This is a genomic window from Deferrisoma camini S3R1 (assembly GCF_000526155.1).
In the GTDB taxonomy this organism is placed as follows: Bacteria; Desulfobacterota; Deferrisomatia; order Deferrisomatales; family Deferrisomataceae; genus Deferrisoma; species Deferrisoma camini.
Genome location: NZ_JAFN01000001.1, coordinates 1,147,351 through 1,161,979 on the forward strand (window position 1 = coordinate 1,147,351; position 14,629 = coordinate 1,161,979).

The 14,629-nt window shown below is 68.6% G+C and carries 19 protein-coding genes; all 19 read right to left on the minus strand.

Going from position 1 to position 14,629, the window contains the following annotated elements; translation table 11 throughout:
* Positions 1 to 204: 204 nt before the first annotated feature.
* Entirely contained in the window at positions 205 to 519 is a 315-nt protein-coding gene (locus tag DEFCA_RS0105005; RefSeq protein WP_025321943.1) for a hypothetical protein, read from the minus strand.
* 866 nt (positions 520 to 1,385) lie between these two features.
* Positions 1,386 to 1,793, minus strand: coding sequence for a type II toxin-antitoxin system VapC family toxin (locus tag DEFCA_RS0105010; RefSeq protein ID WP_025321944.1), 408 nt, complete (start codon positions 1,791 to 1,793; stop codon positions 1,386 to 1,388).
* Positions 1,793 to 2,035, minus strand: a complete 243-nt coding sequence (locus DEFCA_RS0105015) for a type II toxin-antitoxin system Phd/YefM family antitoxin (RefSeq protein ID WP_025321945.1) — start codon at positions 2,033 to 2,035, stop codon at positions 1,793 to 1,795. The genes DEFCA_RS0105010 and DEFCA_RS0105015 overlap by 1 nt, the downstream gene beginning before the upstream one ends.
* 584 nt (positions 2,036 to 2,619) lie before the next feature.
* The gene (locus tag DEFCA_RS0105020) at positions 2,620 to 3,033 is read right to left on the minus strand and encodes a hypothetical protein (RefSeq protein ID WP_025321946.1); all 414 of its coding nucleotides are present in this window, start codon (positions 3,031 to 3,033) and stop codon (positions 2,620 to 2,622) included.
* A 333-nt stretch (positions 3,034 to 3,366) separates the two neighbouring features.
* Positions 3,367 to 3,810 carry a coiled-coil domain-containing protein gene (locus tag DEFCA_RS20300; RefSeq protein WP_025321947.1) on the minus strand — a complete coding sequence of 148 codons (444 nt, stop codon included), beginning with the start codon at positions 3,808 to 3,810 and terminating at the stop codon, positions 3,367 to 3,369.
* A gap of 438 nt (positions 3,811 to 4,248) precedes the next feature.
* Positions 4,249 to 4,605, minus strand: a complete 357-nt coding sequence (locus DEFCA_RS24650; protein ID WP_169709455.1) for a DUF5615 family PIN-like protein — start codon at positions 4,603 to 4,605, stop codon at positions 4,249 to 4,251.
* A complete protein-coding gene (locus DEFCA_RS21365) occupies positions 4,602 to 4,838 on the minus strand; it encodes a DUF433 domain-containing protein (protein WP_084318811.1) in 237 nt (78 codons plus the stop codon). Before DEFCA_RS21365 ends, DEFCA_RS24650 begins: the two co-directional genes overlap by 4 nt.
* Positions 4,839 to 5,246: 408 nt before the next feature.
* Complete coding sequence (locus DEFCA_RS24655; RefSeq protein WP_084318813.1) at positions 5,247 to 5,993, minus strand: Rpn family recombination-promoting nuclease/putative transposase; 747 nt, start codon at positions 5,991 to 5,993, stop codon at positions 5,247 to 5,249.
* Positions 5,994 to 6,014: 21 nt separating this feature from the next.
* Positions 6,015 to 6,476, minus strand: a complete 462-nt coding sequence (gene hepT / locus DEFCA_RS0105035; protein WP_025321948.1) for a type VII toxin-antitoxin system HepT family RNase toxin — start codon at positions 6,474 to 6,476, stop codon at positions 6,015 to 6,017.
* The gene (locus DEFCA_RS0105040; RefSeq protein WP_025321949.1) at positions 6,473 to 6,898 is read right to left on the minus strand and encodes a nucleotidyltransferase domain-containing protein; all 426 of its coding nucleotides are present in this window, start codon (positions 6,896 to 6,898) and stop codon (positions 6,473 to 6,475) included. Before DEFCA_RS0105040 ends, hepT begins: the two co-directional genes overlap by 4 nt.
* 269 nt (positions 6,899 to 7,167) lie before the next feature.
* The gene (locus tag DEFCA_RS0105045) at positions 7,168 to 7,548 is read right to left on the minus strand and encodes a hypothetical protein (protein ID WP_025321950.1); all 381 of its coding nucleotides are present in this window, start codon (positions 7,546 to 7,548) and stop codon (positions 7,168 to 7,170) included.
* 451 nt (positions 7,549 to 7,999) lie between these two features.
* A complete protein-coding gene (locus DEFCA_RS0105050; RefSeq protein ID WP_025321951.1) occupies positions 8,000 to 8,827 on the minus strand; it encodes a rhomboid family intramembrane serine protease in 828 nt (275 codons plus the stop codon).
* A 9-nt stretch (positions 8,828 to 8,836) separates the two neighbouring features.
* On the minus strand, positions 8,837 to 9,406 hold the full coding sequence (locus tag DEFCA_RS0105055; protein WP_025321952.1) for an HDIG domain-containing metalloprotein: 570 nt from the start codon (positions 9,404 to 9,406) through the stop codon (positions 8,837 to 8,839).
* A gap of 173 nt (positions 9,407 to 9,579) precedes the next feature.
* Positions 9,580 to 10,281, minus strand: a complete 702-nt coding sequence (tsaB, locus tag DEFCA_RS0105060) for a tRNA (adenosine(37)-N6)-threonylcarbamoyltransferase complex dimerization subunit type 1 TsaB (RefSeq protein ID WP_025321953.1) — start codon at positions 10,279 to 10,281, stop codon at positions 9,580 to 9,582.
* On the minus strand, positions 10,278 to 11,348 hold the full coding sequence (gene rseP, locus DEFCA_RS0105065; RefSeq protein ID WP_025321954.1) for an RIP metalloprotease RseP: 1,071 nt from the start codon (positions 11,346 to 11,348) through the stop codon (positions 10,278 to 10,280). The genes tsaB and rseP overlap by 4 nt, the downstream gene beginning before the upstream one ends.
* Complete coding sequence (locus DEFCA_RS0105070; RefSeq protein WP_025321955.1) at positions 11,345 to 12,505, minus strand: 1-deoxy-D-xylulose-5-phosphate reductoisomerase; 1,161 nt, start codon at positions 12,503 to 12,505, stop codon at positions 11,345 to 11,347. The genes rseP and DEFCA_RS0105070 overlap by 4 nt, the downstream gene beginning before the upstream one ends.
* Positions 12,502 to 13,299 carry a phosphatidate cytidylyltransferase gene (locus DEFCA_RS22600; protein ID WP_025321956.1) on the minus strand — a complete coding sequence of 266 codons (798 nt, stop codon included), beginning with the start codon at positions 13,297 to 13,299 and terminating at the stop codon, positions 12,502 to 12,504. The genes DEFCA_RS0105070 and DEFCA_RS22600 overlap by 4 nt, the downstream gene beginning before the upstream one ends.
* On the minus strand, positions 13,296 to 14,042 hold the full coding sequence (gene uppS / locus DEFCA_RS0105080) for a polyprenyl diphosphate synthase (RefSeq protein WP_025321957.1): 747 nt from the start codon (positions 14,040 to 14,042) through the stop codon (positions 13,296 to 13,298). Before uppS ends, DEFCA_RS22600 begins: the two co-directional genes overlap by 4 nt.
* A 12-nt stretch (positions 14,043 to 14,054) precedes the next feature.
* A complete protein-coding gene (gene frr / locus DEFCA_RS0105085) occupies positions 14,055 to 14,621 on the minus strand; it encodes a ribosome recycling factor (protein ID WP_029733594.1) in 567 nt (188 codons plus the stop codon).
* Positions 14,622 to 14,629 lie beyond the last annotated feature (8 nt).

The following is a 14,629-nucleotide window of genomic DNA, read 5'->3' on the forward strand; positions in this document are numbered from 1 at the left end:
GTCCCCCGAACCAGGGGTCGGGGGCTGCGGTTCCATGTTCTCCGCCGGTTCGGTCAAGTGATCAGATCTCCAGGTGCCGTGAATCGTAAACTGCCGTAAATCGTAAATCGTGAATCGTTGGTCGTTGGGAACGGCCGTGACGCGGTGACGGCCCTCCGCCGTCGAGATCTGTGGCGATCTGTGTTTACCTGTGGCCCCACGATCCTACGGCTCTTTCACCCGGTACACGCCGTGGTGGGCCTCGGTGTCGGCGCGATGGGCCGCAAGGTCCGCGGCCACGGCGTCGAGCTTGGCTTCGAGCTTCTTCTCGACCGCGTCGATCTTCGCGTCGAGGCGCGTTTCCACCTCGTCGACCCGCTTCGTCAGGGCTTCGAACTTGAGATCCACCAGGTCGAAACGCTCGTCCGTCCTGCGTGCGAGCGCCTGGATCTCGCTCCGGAGCACTTCGTGCCCCTCGAGAACCAGGTCGAACTTGCTTCGGATGCCTTCGAGCAGGATCTCCAGGTGGTCCTTTTCCATGGGGACCTCCAGGACGCTTCGCGTCCGCTGGGAGGTTGGGCCGTCACCCCGTCACCGATCACCCGTCACGGCCAAACTGCCGTGAATCGTAAATCGTGAATCGTTGGGACGGCAGGACGCATTGCGTCCCAACGTCCTGACGTCCCGCCGGTTCTCGGCGAACGGCGAACAACAGTCCGTTCGTGACGGGAAACTGCCGTGACGAGTGACAGGTAACGGGTGGGAACTGCGGTGACAAGTGATCTGTGACGAGTGACGGGGAACGGCGGTGACGGCACGACCAACCGCAGCCGTTTCCGTGACGCGTGATCCGTGACGGGTGGCGAGTGACGGCCCGGCCGCCCCTCGTCCCAACGTCCTACCGTCCCAACGTTCCAACGGTTCTCGACCAGCGCCCCACCACGAACGACCAGCGGCAGCCGTTTCCGTGCCGGGGGGGAGCTGCCGTGGCGCGTGATCCGTGACAGGGGGAAAGGCCCGTCGCGGGGACTGCCGCTCTGGTTCGGTCATGACCGCTGCCCCTCCCTGGGATTCGGCTGGAAGGCCGGGAGACTGGAATGCTGGGAGGCCAGGATGCCGGAGCACGGGAAGGCCGATCTCTCCCGCTCGTTCTCCGGCGGACGCCGAATGATACGGAAAACGGCGGTTGGGGACAAGGGGGGGGGAAGGGCCGTGAATCGTGAATGGTGAATCGTAAATCGTGAATCGTGGCTGGGCGGTGGGCCGTCCGTCGCAGGTCGTTGGTCGTAGGTCGTGAGGACTGCCGGAGGTCGCAGGCCGCAGGTCGTTCGTCGTGGCAAGTGCCGGAGGTCGTGGGTCCGGATCGGCTGGCCCGAGGCGATTTCGTTTCCGCTTCGACGTAAGGCTTAAGTCAGTCGCCCCCCGCTCGCCAAGCACGCCTCAGCGAGTCGTTTGTCGAGCGTGGCCAAGGGCAGGTCCCGTCGGAGGGCCAACTCAAGGTACATCCCGTCGTACACCGATAGGCCGCACTTGTCGGCCAGAGGCACCACCGCGGTGAGCACATCGTCCGGCGGAATCCGGTCAACCACGATCGGGAGCGCCGCGAGGTCTGCCGCGATCCGCCCCCAGTCACACCGGTTGATCCGCCCCCTGCGCGTCGCCACAAGAAGCACGTTCCCCACCTCGGCCGGCCATAAAGCCGGCACGACTGCGGTGTCATCCAGGAGGCTGTCGCGCAGCCGATCCGTGGTGTCACTGGCCTCGTCGGGGAACACCCAGGCCATCGTCACCGAGCAGTCGAGCACGAAGGGCATCAGTATTTTCGTCCCTCTTCGATCAGGTCTCGCACCAAAAGTCCCTGGAGAGAGTGGGTCTTCTGAAACGCCTTCAGGTCCTCGATGGCCTCCCGGACCCGACCCCGGGAAATCTCCCCTAAGGGGATCAACTCGGCCACGGGGCGACCGTGTCTCGTAATCACGAACCTCTCACCTTGCTCCACGCGTTTCAACAACTGAGGCAGGCGCGTCTTGGCTTCGCGGGCACCGATCTGGGGCACGGCGTCACTCCTTGGGCGCTGGCAGGCACGAACTCCACTCCAGTGTAACCGGCACCCCCCCTATAGGCAACGAGAACGAACAATCAACTTTCGTGAATGGGGAATCGGGAATGGGGAATGGTGAACTGCCGGAGTCGCGGGTCGCGCGCCTTTCCGAAGGCACCGGGCCACGGTGGAGTGTCCTCATCGCCGACCCAGAGGCCCCCTGAACGGCAGGTGTTGCTTCGGTACGTGGCCATGGCCACCGATCGTGTGGGCGCCGAGGAAATCCGAAACGCTCTTGTAACGGCCCTCGGGCCCGAAGGAGAAGAGATCATGCCGACGCTGGAAGTCCGGGGGGACGTTGCTGCGCAGTTGCCTGCTCGCCCCCGCTGAACTGCCGTTGGTCGTGGGAAGGGCCGTGAATCGTGAATGGTGAATCGTAAATCGTGAATCGTTGGGACGTTGGGACGCTGGGACGCGAAGCGTCGATACCCGTCACCAATCACTCGTCACTGGTCACCGCACTTCCCACCCGTCACCGAAGTGTGGCCCTCCGCCCCCGAGATCTGTGGCGATCTGTGTTTACCTGTGGCCCCACGCTCCTACGGCTCTTTCACCCGGTACACGCCGTGGTGGGCCTCGGTGTCGGCGCGGTGGGCCGCAAGGTCCGCGGCCACGGCGTCGAGCTTGCCCCCGAGATTTTTCTCGACGGCCTCGATCTTGGCGTCGAGTTTCTTCTCGACCGCGTCGATCTTTGCCTCCAGCTTCCTCTCGACGGCGTCGATCTTCGCTTCCAGCTTCTTCTCTACACCGTCGATCTTCGCGTCGAGGCGCGTTTCCACCTCGTCGACCCGCTTCGTCAGGGCTTCGAACTTGAGATCCACCAGGTCGAAACGCTCGTCCGTCCTGCGTGCGAGCGCCTGGATCTCGCTCCGGAGCACTTCGTGCCCCTCGAGAACCAGGTCGAACTTGCTTCGGATGTCTTCGAGCAGGATCTCCGGGTGGTCCTTTTCCATGGGGACCTCCAAGACGGGGGGACGTTGCTGCGTAGTTGCCTGCCGGCCCCTCGCCCACGACTCCCATTTTTCTCTTCTTTATGCTCGCTTAGCTAAACAATGTCCGGTAGTTCCCTTCCGGGGGCCGAAACCGACTTTCCCGGCAACTCGGCCCTTCGGAAGGCCGGGGTGACGGGACGCCGAATGGTACGGAAAACAGCGGTCGTGGGCAAGGACTGGACTGGGGGGGAGGTGGGCCGCTCGTCGTGTGAAGGGCCGTTGGCCGTTCGTGGTTCAGGCTTCCCCAACGACCCACGATTTACGGCTCACGGGGCTTCATCCTGCCAAACCCCCTCAGGCCACACGGCGTTTGAGGTCGCTGAGCTGGTGCTCCATGGAGGTGAGACGGTGTTCCATGTGCCGGAGCGTTCGGTCGTACTCGTCCCGACGGACGATGGCTCGGCCCAACTCGTCCATGCGTTGGTTCAGTTGGTCGTGACGCGCCGTAAGATCGCTCCGAACGCTCTCGATCCGCTCGGTGAGCTCCGTGCGAACGTCGTCGATGCGTTTGTTGGTCTCGTCGATCCGCCGGTTCGTCTCGTTGATCCGCTCCGAGAGTTCCATACGGATCTCGTCGATGCGGCGACTCTGGTCCGCAAGCTGGGTCTGCAAGTCCGTGAGGCGCTCGTTGGTCCCTTCCAACCGGCCCTTGACCTCGGCGATCTCGGACCGGATGGCGCTCAACTCGGGGACCACCCACTCCTGGAAGGCCTTCTTGATGATCTCGGCGATCTCCATGGATTTCCCTCTGCGACCTTGGGTGGATATACACCTAATCTACCCGCTGCCTCCGGGGTTGACAAGGAGGGAAGGCCGTTCGCGGCGGGTCGTGCGTCGTGACCGCCGGGCTCCTGGGCGGTCTCGGAAACCGTCCCAACGTCCTGACGTCCCAACGGCCCTCGGCGAACGACGAACGTGGGGAACGGCCGTGACGGGTGATCGGTGATCGGTGACGGGGGGAAGGCGGTGACGAGTGACGAGTGATGTGGCGACGGCCCAGCCGCCCTGCCACGATTCACGATTCACGGCAGTTTGGCGGTGACACGGTGACGGGTGACGGTGCTTCGCGTCGGCTGGAAGGCTGGAACGCTAGGAGGCTAGGAGGCTTTCTAGCTTCCCAGCTTTCGAGCTTTCTAGCGGCAGGCCTGACATGTCGGCGGGAAACGGCAACCCCGGTTAACGAAAGGGCCTTCGGACGCGCAACGACGCCCCCGTCAAGACAGAAAAGTTCCCGAAAAGCTCGTCAGCGTGCCGCGTAACAACGCGCACTGCGAGACGAGCCCGCTCGTTGGGATCCATTCCGGGTAGCCTCACCAGGAGCACACCATAGGGTGCCTCTCGACGGCGGAAGACGATCTCTCCGAAATCCTTGTCAGCGGTAAGGAGAAGCGCTTTAAGGCGCTTTGCCATGTCGAGAACTTCGCCATCGGGGCTTCCCGGAGCGACTTCTGCAACGTAGGTCACCTCCCACCCGGCTGCGCGAAAAGCAGACACAGTGCTTGCATCGATGCACTCATCCGCCAGAATCCTCACGCCGCCTCCTCGGAAACCGGATGCACGATGTCGGTTCCCAGGATCTGTGCCGCGAAACGCAGAGCAGCCCGAACGTCTTCGACCTCAAGCCCGGGATGTTCCCGAGCCAAGTCCTCAGGCGTCCGGCCGGCAGCGAGTTCCTCTAGAATGAACTCCACCGTGATCCGAGTCCCCTGAATCACCGGCTTTCCGAACATGACGTGCGGGGTGGAAGTGATCCGAGATGAAGGCATGGCTAGGCTCCCCGAGTAGTAAGGTACGTTTCTCCCCGTAGCCAAGGGGAGGTCCTTGACGGTATGGCTGGCCCCTCTCCCCCTGCGACGCCTGCCTGCTTGCGTATGTTCCTCTTGCCGGCGACCACCTCGCGCATGTCCCCTGTGCTCGTCGGGCCGGCGGGCGACATCCCCAGGCGAGGCCCCCATGCGGGGTCCTTCCTCTGGGCCTCGCGCTGGGAGTCGACTTCCTCGAGCCGTTCCGGGTCCACTTCCGCCAGCGGCACCGCGCGGGAAAGCCGGCCAAACACGCATTTCAGAGTGTACACTTTGCCCCTCCATCTGTCACGACTGGGGGGCAGTGGGCCGTTGGTCGTGGGAAGGGCCGTGAATCGTGAATGGTGAATCGTTGGGACGCTGGAAGGCTTTCTAGCTTGCCAGCTTTCTAGCGGGCCGCGTAGCGGGCCATGGGTGGCTGCGAGCGCGTTGACCGTAGGGGTGGGGACGGCTATGGTGGATTGTGTGATGGACCCTTCTGGTCCGCGAGAGACCGGGGCGATGAAAACGACGCGTTATTTTCGGTTCGTCCGGTGCGGCCCGACCGGGCACGCATCCGGGAAGACTGGATCTTGCGTGTGCTGCGGGATCCCCAGCATGAAGAACGCAGTCCGACGGGAGGATCCGGAGGTGGGCGTGGATCGAGGAGGAAGGGAAGCACCTCCGAGCCCCCAGCGGTCCGGGTGGCTCTTGTGCTCGATCAGCACGTATACGAACGCCTCGCCGCCCCCCCCGTAGCGCCACCCAGAAGATCACATCCGCCAGGTGCGCCCGAAGGTCCGGATCCACGAACGTGCGCGGCACGGCCGACACCAAGGAAACGTTCAGGCACGCCACCACCTCGGCCGGCAGGGAGTGGCGCAAAAAGTCCCGGGCCGCCTCGGGCCGGGAGAACACCTCGCGCACAAACCGGTCGTGGGGGTTGGAAAGGTCGGGCAAGGGGCCATTCCAGCCCGGGACGTTGCGGGCCGCTATCTTTGGGCCTCGCGCAACGATGCAACGGACGCCGTGTGTGGGCGGTTTTCGGCGAGCAGATGGGCAGGTGTCCAGGTAGATCACGGCTCTTCCCGGCGGGGTGGCGGCGTTGGGACGCTGGGCGGCGGGGCCTTCACCCGTCACGGGTCACCCGTCACCGCCTTTCTATTCCACCGGTGCATCGAAGCGTTCCGGATGTGCGCGGCACCAGGACAGCATGGCGTCCAAGACGTCCTCCACGTCCCCGAGCCGCCGGGAGCACACCTCGTACAGCTCTTGGGGCCCGACCTCGTGGTAAAAGTGGACCATCCGGTTCCGATAGCCCGCCAGAACGACGAGGGTCCGGGCAACGTCGGGTGCCAGCACGCCGACCCGCTCGAGTCCCCTCGCCACCTCCTTGTACTCGGAGGGCGCCACCCCAAACCCCTTTGCGAGCACGTGGCGCCCCAGGTCCAGCAACGCCTCCAGAGCCCGGCGGAGGTACGACTCTGCCGCAGCCACGTTTCTGGCGTCCGAGAAAAACTCGTCGGCGCTCCCCAGGGGAAGCCCCCGCACGCAGGCCAGCATCTCCCGCACCCAGGCCGCTCTTTCGGCCACCACGGCCGCCCGAAGAGTCGACGGGGTCATCGAGCTCCCTCCCGGTAGATCGCTCGGATCCTCTCCTTGTGCCAGTGGGCCAGGTCTCCGGTCCGCGCCAGCACGTAGAGTTCGTACCGGGCCTGGGCATCCGGGTCGGTGCAGGCCAGGATCTCACCCCGGATCACTTCGTACGCCAGAAACGTCGGCGCCTCGGTCACCACGACGAGGTCCACCCGGCCCACCCCGAACAAGTCCTCCAGGGCCTGGGCCAGCTCCACCTTCTCGAAGGCTCCCAGCCGCCGACCCGGCCTCGGCTGCACCCCGATGTCCAGGTCCGACGCGCCGGGTTCGGGCTGCACGTCCCCACCCCGCGCCCGCGCCGCCGCCTCGCCGGCCCGGCTACCGAATGCATAGATCGCCACCAAGCCGTGGCGACGGCACAGGTCCAAGAGGCGCTCGGAGAGGCACATGGAAAAGCTCCGTTGGGACGGACGTTGCTGCGTAGTTGCCTGCCCGCCCCCGCTGAACTGCCGTTGGTCGTGGGAAGGGCCGTAAACCGCCGTGAATCGTAAATCGTAAATCGTGAATCGTTGGGACGCTAGGACGTTGGGACGGTGGGACGCGATGCGTCGTCACCCATCACTCGTTACTGGTCACCGCACTTCCCACTCGTCACCGAAGTGTGGCCCTCCGCCCCCGAGATCCGTGGCAATCTGTGCTTATCTGTGGCCCCACGCCCCTACGGCTCTTTCACCCGGTACACGCCGTGGTGGACCTCGGTGTCGGCGCGGTGGGCCGCAAGGTCGGCGGCCACGGCGTCGAGCTTGGCTTCGAGCTTCTTCTCGACCGCGTCGATCTTTGCCTCCAGCTTCCTCTCGACGGCGTCGATCTTCGCTTCCAGCTTCTTCTCTACACCGTCGATCTTCGCGTCGAGGCGCGTTTCCACCTCGTCGACCCGCTTCGCGAGCGCTTCGATCAGGAAGGTATTCCGTTCGACCTTCTCCTCGAGCTCCCCGAACCGCGCGTCGATCTTCCGGTCGAGAGCCGCGTAGCCCTCGATCACGAGATCGAACTTACTTCGGATGTCTTCGAGCAGGATCTCCAGGTGGTCTTTTTCCATGGGGACCTCCAGGACGCTTCGCGTCCGCTGGGCGGCTGGGAGGCTGGGCCGTCACCCCGTCACCGATCACCCGTCACGGCCAAACTGCCGTAAATCGTAAATCGTAAATCGTGAATCGTAAATCGTTGGGACGCTAGGACGCTGGAACGCTGGGACGGTAGGACGCGAAGCGTCGACACCGATCACTCGTTACCGGTCACCGTGTCACTGCCCTTCCCACCCGTCACCGCCAAACTTCCGTAAATCGTGAATCGTAAATCGTGAATGGTTGGAAAAGCCGCGGGTCGTTCGTGCTTCGTCGTTGGTGGAGGGGCATCACCTGTCACGGCCTTTCCGCCTCCCAGCCTCCTAGCTTCCTAGCTTTCCAGCGGCCCGCGTGGCGGGCCATCTGTGTCCATCTGTGTGGATCTGGGGCGAAAGACGTTGGGTCGTAGAGACGCGAAGACGCCGCCTAGCCCAGCCTCCACGCCACCACCCCCACCACGCCCCACAGCAGGCTGAGGACGGTGAGGCCGGCGAGCCCTAGGGCCAGGAGCCGGTGCCAGGGGGCCTCGGGCCGCTGCTCCCGGAACCCCAGCAGATGACCCAGGGCGAAGCCGGCCGCGAGCCCGCCGCCGTGGGCCCAGTTGTTGATGCCGGGCAGGAGGAACCCGAACAGGAAGATCCCCACGGTCCAGCCCCCCATCTGCCGGAACACGGCCTCGCCGTACACCCCGCCCCGGGCCCGGCCGTAGTACATGGCCGCGCCGATCAGGCCCAGCAGCGAGGCCGAGGCCCCGATGGTCAGCCCCACCCCGGCCAGCACCGACACCAGGAACCCTGCCGCGCCGGTGAGCAGGTACAGGGCCACGAACCGGGCCGTGCCGTACTCCCGGGCCACGAACGGCCCGATCTGGGCCAGGGCCGCCATGTTGAAGAACAGGTGCAGCAGCCCACCGTGGAGGAAGTTGGCGGCGAGCAGGGTCCACCACCGCCCCAACCGGAGCACCGGCAGGGAGCCGGTGGCGCCCATGAGGAACAGCCCCCGGTCCGAGGGGCTCAGAAACGCCAGGGGATTGAGGCTGCCGCCCAGGCCGGCCGGGTCCACCAGCAGGGACAGGCCGAACCAGGCCACGTTCACGGTGATGAGCCCCCGCACCAGCTCCCGGGGGCCGGGCTGGAGCCAGCCCAGCAGCGCCCGCCGGAACCGCATGCCCGGGGCGTGGAGCCCGCAGTGGGGGCAGCGGGGCTCGTCCGACGAGATCAGCCTTCGGCAGTGGGGGCAAAGGATGGGGGGCATGGGTGGGCCCTACCCCCCCAGCCCGATCCGGTCGGCCACCGAGCGCATGCCCTCGATGGTGTCGGCGATCAGGTCGGCCAGCTCCACCCCCAGCATCTCGGCCCCCCTCTGGATCACCGACCGGTCCACCCCGGCGGCGAACGCCTTGTCCTTCCACTTCTTGCGCACGCTCTTGACCGGCAGGTCCATCACGCTGCGCGACGGCCGCACCAGGGCCGCGGCCGCCACCAGGCCGGTGAGCTCGTCCACGGCGTAGAGGGTCTTCTCCAGGTCGGTGACCGGCTCCACGTCGGTGCACAACCCCCACCCGTGGGCGAGCACCGCCCGGATGTACGGCTCGGGCCAGCCGTGGGCCCTGAGGATCGCGGGGGCGTGTTGGAGATGCTCCTCGGGGTGCTCCTCGTAGTCCACGTCGTGCACGAGCCCGATCACCCCCCACTCCTCCTCGTCGGCCCCCCGCTTCCGGGCCATGTGGCGCATCACCCCCTCCACGGCCAGGGCGTGGCGCAGGAGGTTCTCGCTCTTCACGTGCTCGGTGAGGATCTGCCAGGCCTCTTCCCGGGTGGGCTTCGTGTCCATGGGGGTCTCCGTTGGGTCGGGGACTGCCGTGAATCGTGAATCGTAAATGGTTGGGAAGACCGTGGGTCGTTCGTCGAAGGTCGTTCGTGGTGTCAACTGCCGTCGGTCGCAGGTCGTTTGTCGTTGGTCGTTGGACCGCTACCACCTACGACCTACGACCGGCGACTCACGACCTACGACCCGCGACCTACGCCCCTCCTCTCCTCCGCTTCGCTGCGCCGCAGGTACCGGGGGGTGAGGGCGTCGGGGGGCTCGGCCGAGCCGGCTCGCCAGCGCTGCCAGCCCAGCAGGGCCACCCGGGCCGGGGGCACGGTCCACAGGTCCTCGGGCGCCTCGTGGTAGCGGTCGCCCAGGCACGAGCGCAGGGCCTCCCGGTACGGGGCCACCCCGGCTCCCAGGGCCAGGACCGGCCGGCCGGTCTCCGCCAGGGCCCGGCCGAACTCCGACGGGTCCCAGGCCGCCTCGTCCAGGACCCGCCGGCCCGTTTCGCCGTCCCAGGCGCCGGCGTACACCTGCCGCTTCTTGGCGTCGAGCACGGGCGCCACCAGTCCCGGCCACGGCCCGGCCCGGCCGGCCAGGGCCGCCAGGCTCGACACCCCCACCACCGGGATCCCCAGGGCCACGGCCAGGCCCTTGGCCGTGGCCACCCCCACCCGCACCCCGGTGAACGCGCCCGGGCCCGCGGTCACGGCCAGGGCCGCCAGGTCGCCCCGGCCGACCCCGGCCGCGGCCAGGGCCGCCTCCACCAGGGCCAGGATCCGCCGGGACTGGCGGGGGGCCGAGGCCTCCACCGTCTCGCACCGAACGCGCCCCTCCACCACCACGGCCGCGCCGGCCGTGCGCTCCGAGGTGTCCAGGCCCAGGACCGCGTTCATCCGCTCAGGATCCGGGCGAGGTCGTTGTACATGACGAAGGCCATGAGCGCGAGCAGGATGGCCAGGCCCACTTGCTGGGCCACCTCCCGGTGCCGCAGGCTCACGGGCCGGCCCCGCACCGCCTCGATCCCGAAGAACAGCAGGTGCCCGCCGTCCAGGATGGGGATGGGCAGCAGGTTCAGCACGGCCAGGTTCACCGACAGCACGGCCATCAGGAACAGGAAGCTCTGGGCCCCGGCCTGGGCGGTCTCGCCGGCCATCTTGGCGATGGCGATGGGCCCGCCCAGGGTGCGGGGGCTCACCCGTCCCACCACCATCTTGACCAGCACCTCCACGGTCACCGCGGTCCATCGGGCGGTCTCCCGGACGCCGATCCACGGCGCCATCCACACGGGGTTGCGCTCGACCGACACCTCGCCCGAGGGGGCGATGCCGATCATGGGCTTCTGGATCGTCTCGCCCAGCAGGTTCCGGGACTCCCGCAGCACCGGCTTCACCCGCAGGTCGAACCGGGTGCCCTGCCGCTCCACCGTGAGCACCAGCTCTCGGCCCTCCGAGCCGGCGATCCGCTCGGCCATGTCGTCCCACGAGGCCACGGGCTCGCCGTCGATGGCCACGATCCGGTCGCCCTGCGCCAGGCCCGCCGCCTCGGCCGGCATGCCCGGGCTCACCTGGCCCACCACCGGCTGGAGCACCGGGGTGCCGAACAGGCTCAGCAGGGCGAACACCACCACGGCGAGAACGACGTTCATGACCGGCCCGGCCACCACGGTGGCGATGCGGTGGGACACGGGCCGGGCGCTGAAGCTCCGGGCCTCCTCCCCCGCGGCCAGGGGCTCGTCCGGGTCCTCGCCGAACAGCTTCACGTACCCCCCCAGGGGCACGGCCGAGATCAGGTACTCGGTCTCGCCCCGGCGCCACCCCCACAGCCGGGGGCCGAACCCCAGGGAGAACTTCAGGACCCGGATGCCCAGGCGCTTGGCCACCAGGAAGTGGCCGAACTCGTGCACGAACACGAGCACGCCCAGCAGCACCACGAACGCGGCGGTGGAATGGAACACGGTCATCCCCTTCCCCTTCGGCCCACCCACCCCTTGACGAACCGCCGGGCCCACAGGTCGGCCTCCAGGGCCTCCTGCACCGTGGTCAGGGGGTGGGGTCGGTGGGCATCGAGGGCCGCGGCCACGGCCTCGGCGATCTCCAGGAACCCCAGCCGTCGGGCCAGGAACGCGGCCACGGCCTCCTCGTTGGCCCCGGACAGCACGGCCGGCACGGTGCCGCCGGCCCGCAGGGCCTCGTACGCCAGGTCCAGGCACGGAAACGCGTCCCGGTCCGGCTCCTCAAAGGTCAGACGGCCGGCCCGGACCAGGTCCACCGACAGGTCCGGCAGCGGCAGCCGCTCCGGGTGGCTCAGGGCGTAGGCGATGGGGATGCGCATGTCCGGCGGCCCGAGCTGACCGATCAGGCTTCCGTCTACGAACTCCACCAGGGAGTGGACGATGCTCTCGGGGTGCACGGCCACGTCGATCCGGTCGGCCGGCACGTCGAACAGCCACCGGGCCTCGATGACCTCCAGGCCCTTGTTCATCAGGGTGGCGGAGTCCACCGTGATCTTGGGGCCCATGGACCAGTTGGGGTGGGCCAGGGCCTCGTCCACCCCCACCCCCGCCAGGCTGCCCCGGGACCGCCCCCGGAACGGGCCCCCGGACGCCGTGAGGATCAGCCGCCGCACCTGCCCCGGGTCGCGGCCCTCCAGGGCCTGGAACAGGGCCGAGTGCTCGCTGTCCACGGGCAGGATGCGGGCCCCGGTGCGCCGGGCCGCGGCCATCACCACCTCGCCGGCGGCCACCAGGGACTCCTTGTTGGCCAGGGCCACGATCTTGCCGGCCAAGACCGCCGCATAGGTGGGCAGGAGCCCTGCGGCGCCCACCACGGCCGACACCACCACGTCGGCCTCCTCCAGGCCGGCCACCTGCACGAGCCCCTGGGGGCCGGCCAGGACCTCGGCCGTGACCCCCCGGCACCTCAGGGCCTCGGCCGCGGCCTCGTCCGGCACGGCCACCCACCGGGCCCCGGTCTCCCGGACCTGGGCCGCCAGCCGGTCGATCCGCCGCCCCCCGGCGGCCAGGGCCACCACCCGGAACCGGTCGGGGAACCGCCGCACCACGTCCAGGGTGCTCTCGCCGATGCTTCCGGTGGCCCCCAGGACCGCCAGGCGCCTCACGGGCCGGTCCCCACCAGGGCCAGCACGGCCGCGTAGGCCGGGGCCGCCAGCAGGAGCGCGTCCACCCGGTCGAGCACGCCGCCGTGGCCGGGCAGCAGGGAGCCCGAGTCCTTCACCCCCGCGCTGCGCTTCCACACCGACTCCAGCAGGTCGCCCAGCTGGGCCGCCACGTTGAGCACCCCGGCCACCCACAGCCCGGTCCAGGCTCCGTGGGGGGTGGGCAGCACCGCCGAGACGCCCCAGCCCACCAGGCAGGCGGCCACCACGCTGGCCACGGCCCCCTCCACGCTCTTGTTGGGGCTGACCGCCGGGGCCAGGGGGTGCTCGCCGAGGGCGGTGCCCACGTAGTAGGCCGCGATGTCCCCGGCCCACACCACGGCCAACACGAACACCACCGCGCTCACCCCGGCCTCGCGCACCCACACCAGGTGGCCCAGCCCGTAGGCCACCCCCACCCATCCGCCCACCGTGCCGCCCCACCGGGCGAACCAGTCGCGGCGGGGGCCGGGCCCCAGGATCCAGGCGGCCCCGAACACCGCCCCGCCCCCCACCAGCAGAAGCCCCGGCACGGCGCGGTCCGGGCACAGGAACCCCAGGACCACCACCCCGGCCCAGGCCGCCGTGGCCGCCCGCTCCAGGGGGTTGGCGTGGGGCGCGGCCAGCCGCAGGTACTCCCGCATGCCCGCCACGGCCACGGCCGCGGTCAGGAGCCCGAACCCCGTCGCCCCGCCCAGGAACAACACCCCCAGGAACCCCGCCCCGGCCCACAGGGCGGTCCGCACCCGCGCGCTCATCCGCCACCTCCCCCCGCGAGCTGCTCGCTCGTCAACCCGAACCGCCGCTCCCTGCGGGCGTAGTCCGCCAGGGCCTCCCGGAACTGGGCCTCCCGGAACTCGGGCCACAGGGTCGGGGTCACGTAGAGCTCGGTGTACGCCAGCTGCCACAACAGGAAGTTCGAGATCCGCATCTCCCCGCTCGTTCGGATCAGCAGGTCGGGGTCGGGAACGTCGGGGGCGTAGAGGAACCCGCGGAACCGGGCCTCGTCCAGCTCCTCGGGCCGCACCCCCTCGGCCAGGGCGGACCGCACCGCGTGGAGGATCTCGTCGCGGCCGCCGTAGGACAGGGCCAGGATCAGGTCGAGATCCCGGCCCTCGCGGGTCTCATCCTCGGCCCACCGGACCGCCTCGAGGGCCCGGGGCGGGAGCCGCCTCAGCTCGCCGATCGCCCGGACGCGGACGCCGTTGCGCTTCAGATCCGGCACCTCCACCCGGAGGAACCGGCGCAGCAGCCCCATGAGGGCCGCGATCTCCCGCTGGGGCCGGCCCCAGTTCTCGGAGGAGAACGCGAACAGGGTCAGGTAGCGCACCCCGGCCGCCCGGGCCTCGCGCACCACGGCGCGCACCGAGTCGATGCCGGCCCGGTGGCCGCGGACCCGGTTCCAGCCTCGGCGCCGGGCCCACCGGCCGTTCCCGTCCATGATGATCGCCACATGGCGGGGGACCTGGGTTCGGGGGGGGAGCGGGGTCGGGGTCGCCATCGGCCGGAAGCCTCAGACCTCCATGATCTCGGCTTCCTTCTGCTTCAGCACCTGATCCACCTTGGCCACGTACTCGTCCGTGAGCTTCTGGATCTCGTCCTTCATGCGGCGCTGATCGTCCTCGGAGATCGCCTTCTCCTTCTGCAGCCGGTCCAGCTCCGAGTTGGCCTCGCGCCGGGCGTTGCGCACCGCCACCCGGGCCTCCTCGGCCATGCCCCGCACCACCTTGACCAGCTCCTTGCGGCGCTCCTCGGTGAGCTTGGGGATCGGCACCCGCACCACGTTGCCGTCGTTGGTGGGGTTCAGGTCCAGCTCCGACTGCAGGATCGCCTTCTCGATGGCCGGGATCACCGACTTGTCCCACGGCTGGATCGCGATCAGCCGAGGCTCGGGGATCGACAGGCTCGCCACCTGGTTCAGGGGGGTGGGGGTGCCGTAGTACTCCACCCGGATCCCGTCCAGGAGGGCCAGGCTCGCCCGCCCGGTGCGCACCCGGGCGAAGTGGCGCTGGAGCGCCTCGAGCGCCTTCTCCATGCTCTTCTTGGCCTGCTGCTTCACCTCTTGCACCGACTCCGCCATGGCTCGAA

Excerpts from the sequence above, each read along its gene's own strand:
- DEFCA_RS0105005 (WP_025321943.1), bottom strand. The coding sequence starts at position 519 with ATGGAAAAGGACCACCTGGAGATCCTGCTCGAAGGCATCCGAAGCAAG.
- DEFCA_RS0105010 (WP_025321944.1), bottom strand. The coding sequence starts at position 1,793 with ATGCCCTTCGTGCTCGACTGCTCGGTGACGATGGCCTGGGTGTTCCCC.
- DEFCA_RS0105020 (WP_025321946.1), bottom strand. The coding sequence starts at position 3,033 with ATGGAAAAGGACCACCCGGAGATCCTGCTCGAAGACATCCGAAGCAAG.
- DEFCA_RS20300 (WP_025321947.1), bottom strand. The coding sequence starts at position 3,810 with ATGGAGATCGCCGAGATCATCAAGAAGGCCTTCCAGGAGTGGGTGGTC.
- DEFCA_RS21365 (WP_084318811.1), bottom strand. The coding sequence starts at position 4,838 with ATGCCTTCATCTCGGATCACTTCCACCCCGCACGTCATGTTCGGAAAG.
- hepT (WP_025321948.1), bottom strand. The coding sequence starts at position 6,476 with ATGACCCCGTCGACTCTTCGGGCGGCCGTGGTGGCCGAAAGAGCGGCC.
- DEFCA_RS0105040 (WP_025321949.1), bottom strand. The coding sequence starts at position 6,898 with ATGTGCCTCTCCGAGCGCCTCTTGGACCTGTGCCGTCGCCACGGCTTG.
- DEFCA_RS0105045 (WP_025321950.1), bottom strand. The coding sequence starts at position 7,548 with ATGGAAAAAGACCACCTGGAGATCCTGCTCGAAGACATCCGAAGTAAG.
- DEFCA_RS0105050 (WP_025321951.1), bottom strand. The coding sequence starts at position 8,827 with ATGCCCCCCATCCTTTGCCCCCACTGCCGAAGGCTGATCTCGTCGGAC.
- DEFCA_RS0105055 (WP_025321952.1), bottom strand. The coding sequence starts at position 9,406 with ATGGACACGAAGCCCACCCGGGAAGAGGCCTGGCAGATCCTCACCGAG.
- tsaB (WP_025321953.1), bottom strand. The coding sequence starts at position 10,281 with ATGAACGCGGTCCTGGGCCTGGACACCTCGGAGCGCACGGCCGGCGCG.
- rseP (WP_025321954.1), bottom strand. The coding sequence starts at position 11,348 with ATGACCGTGTTCCATTCCACCGCCGCGTTCGTGGTGCTGCTGGGCGTG.
- DEFCA_RS22600 (WP_025321956.1), bottom strand. The coding sequence starts at position 13,299 with ATGAGCGCGCGGGTGCGGACCGCCCTGTGGGCCGGGGCGGGGTTCCTG.
- uppS (WP_025321957.1), bottom strand. The coding sequence starts at position 14,042 with ATGGCGACCCCGACCCCGCTCCCCCCCCGAACCCAGGTCCCCCGCCAT.
- frr (WP_029733594.1), bottom strand. The coding sequence starts at position 14,621 with ATGGCGGAGTCGGTGCAAGAGGTGAAGCAGCAGGCCAAGAAGAGCATG.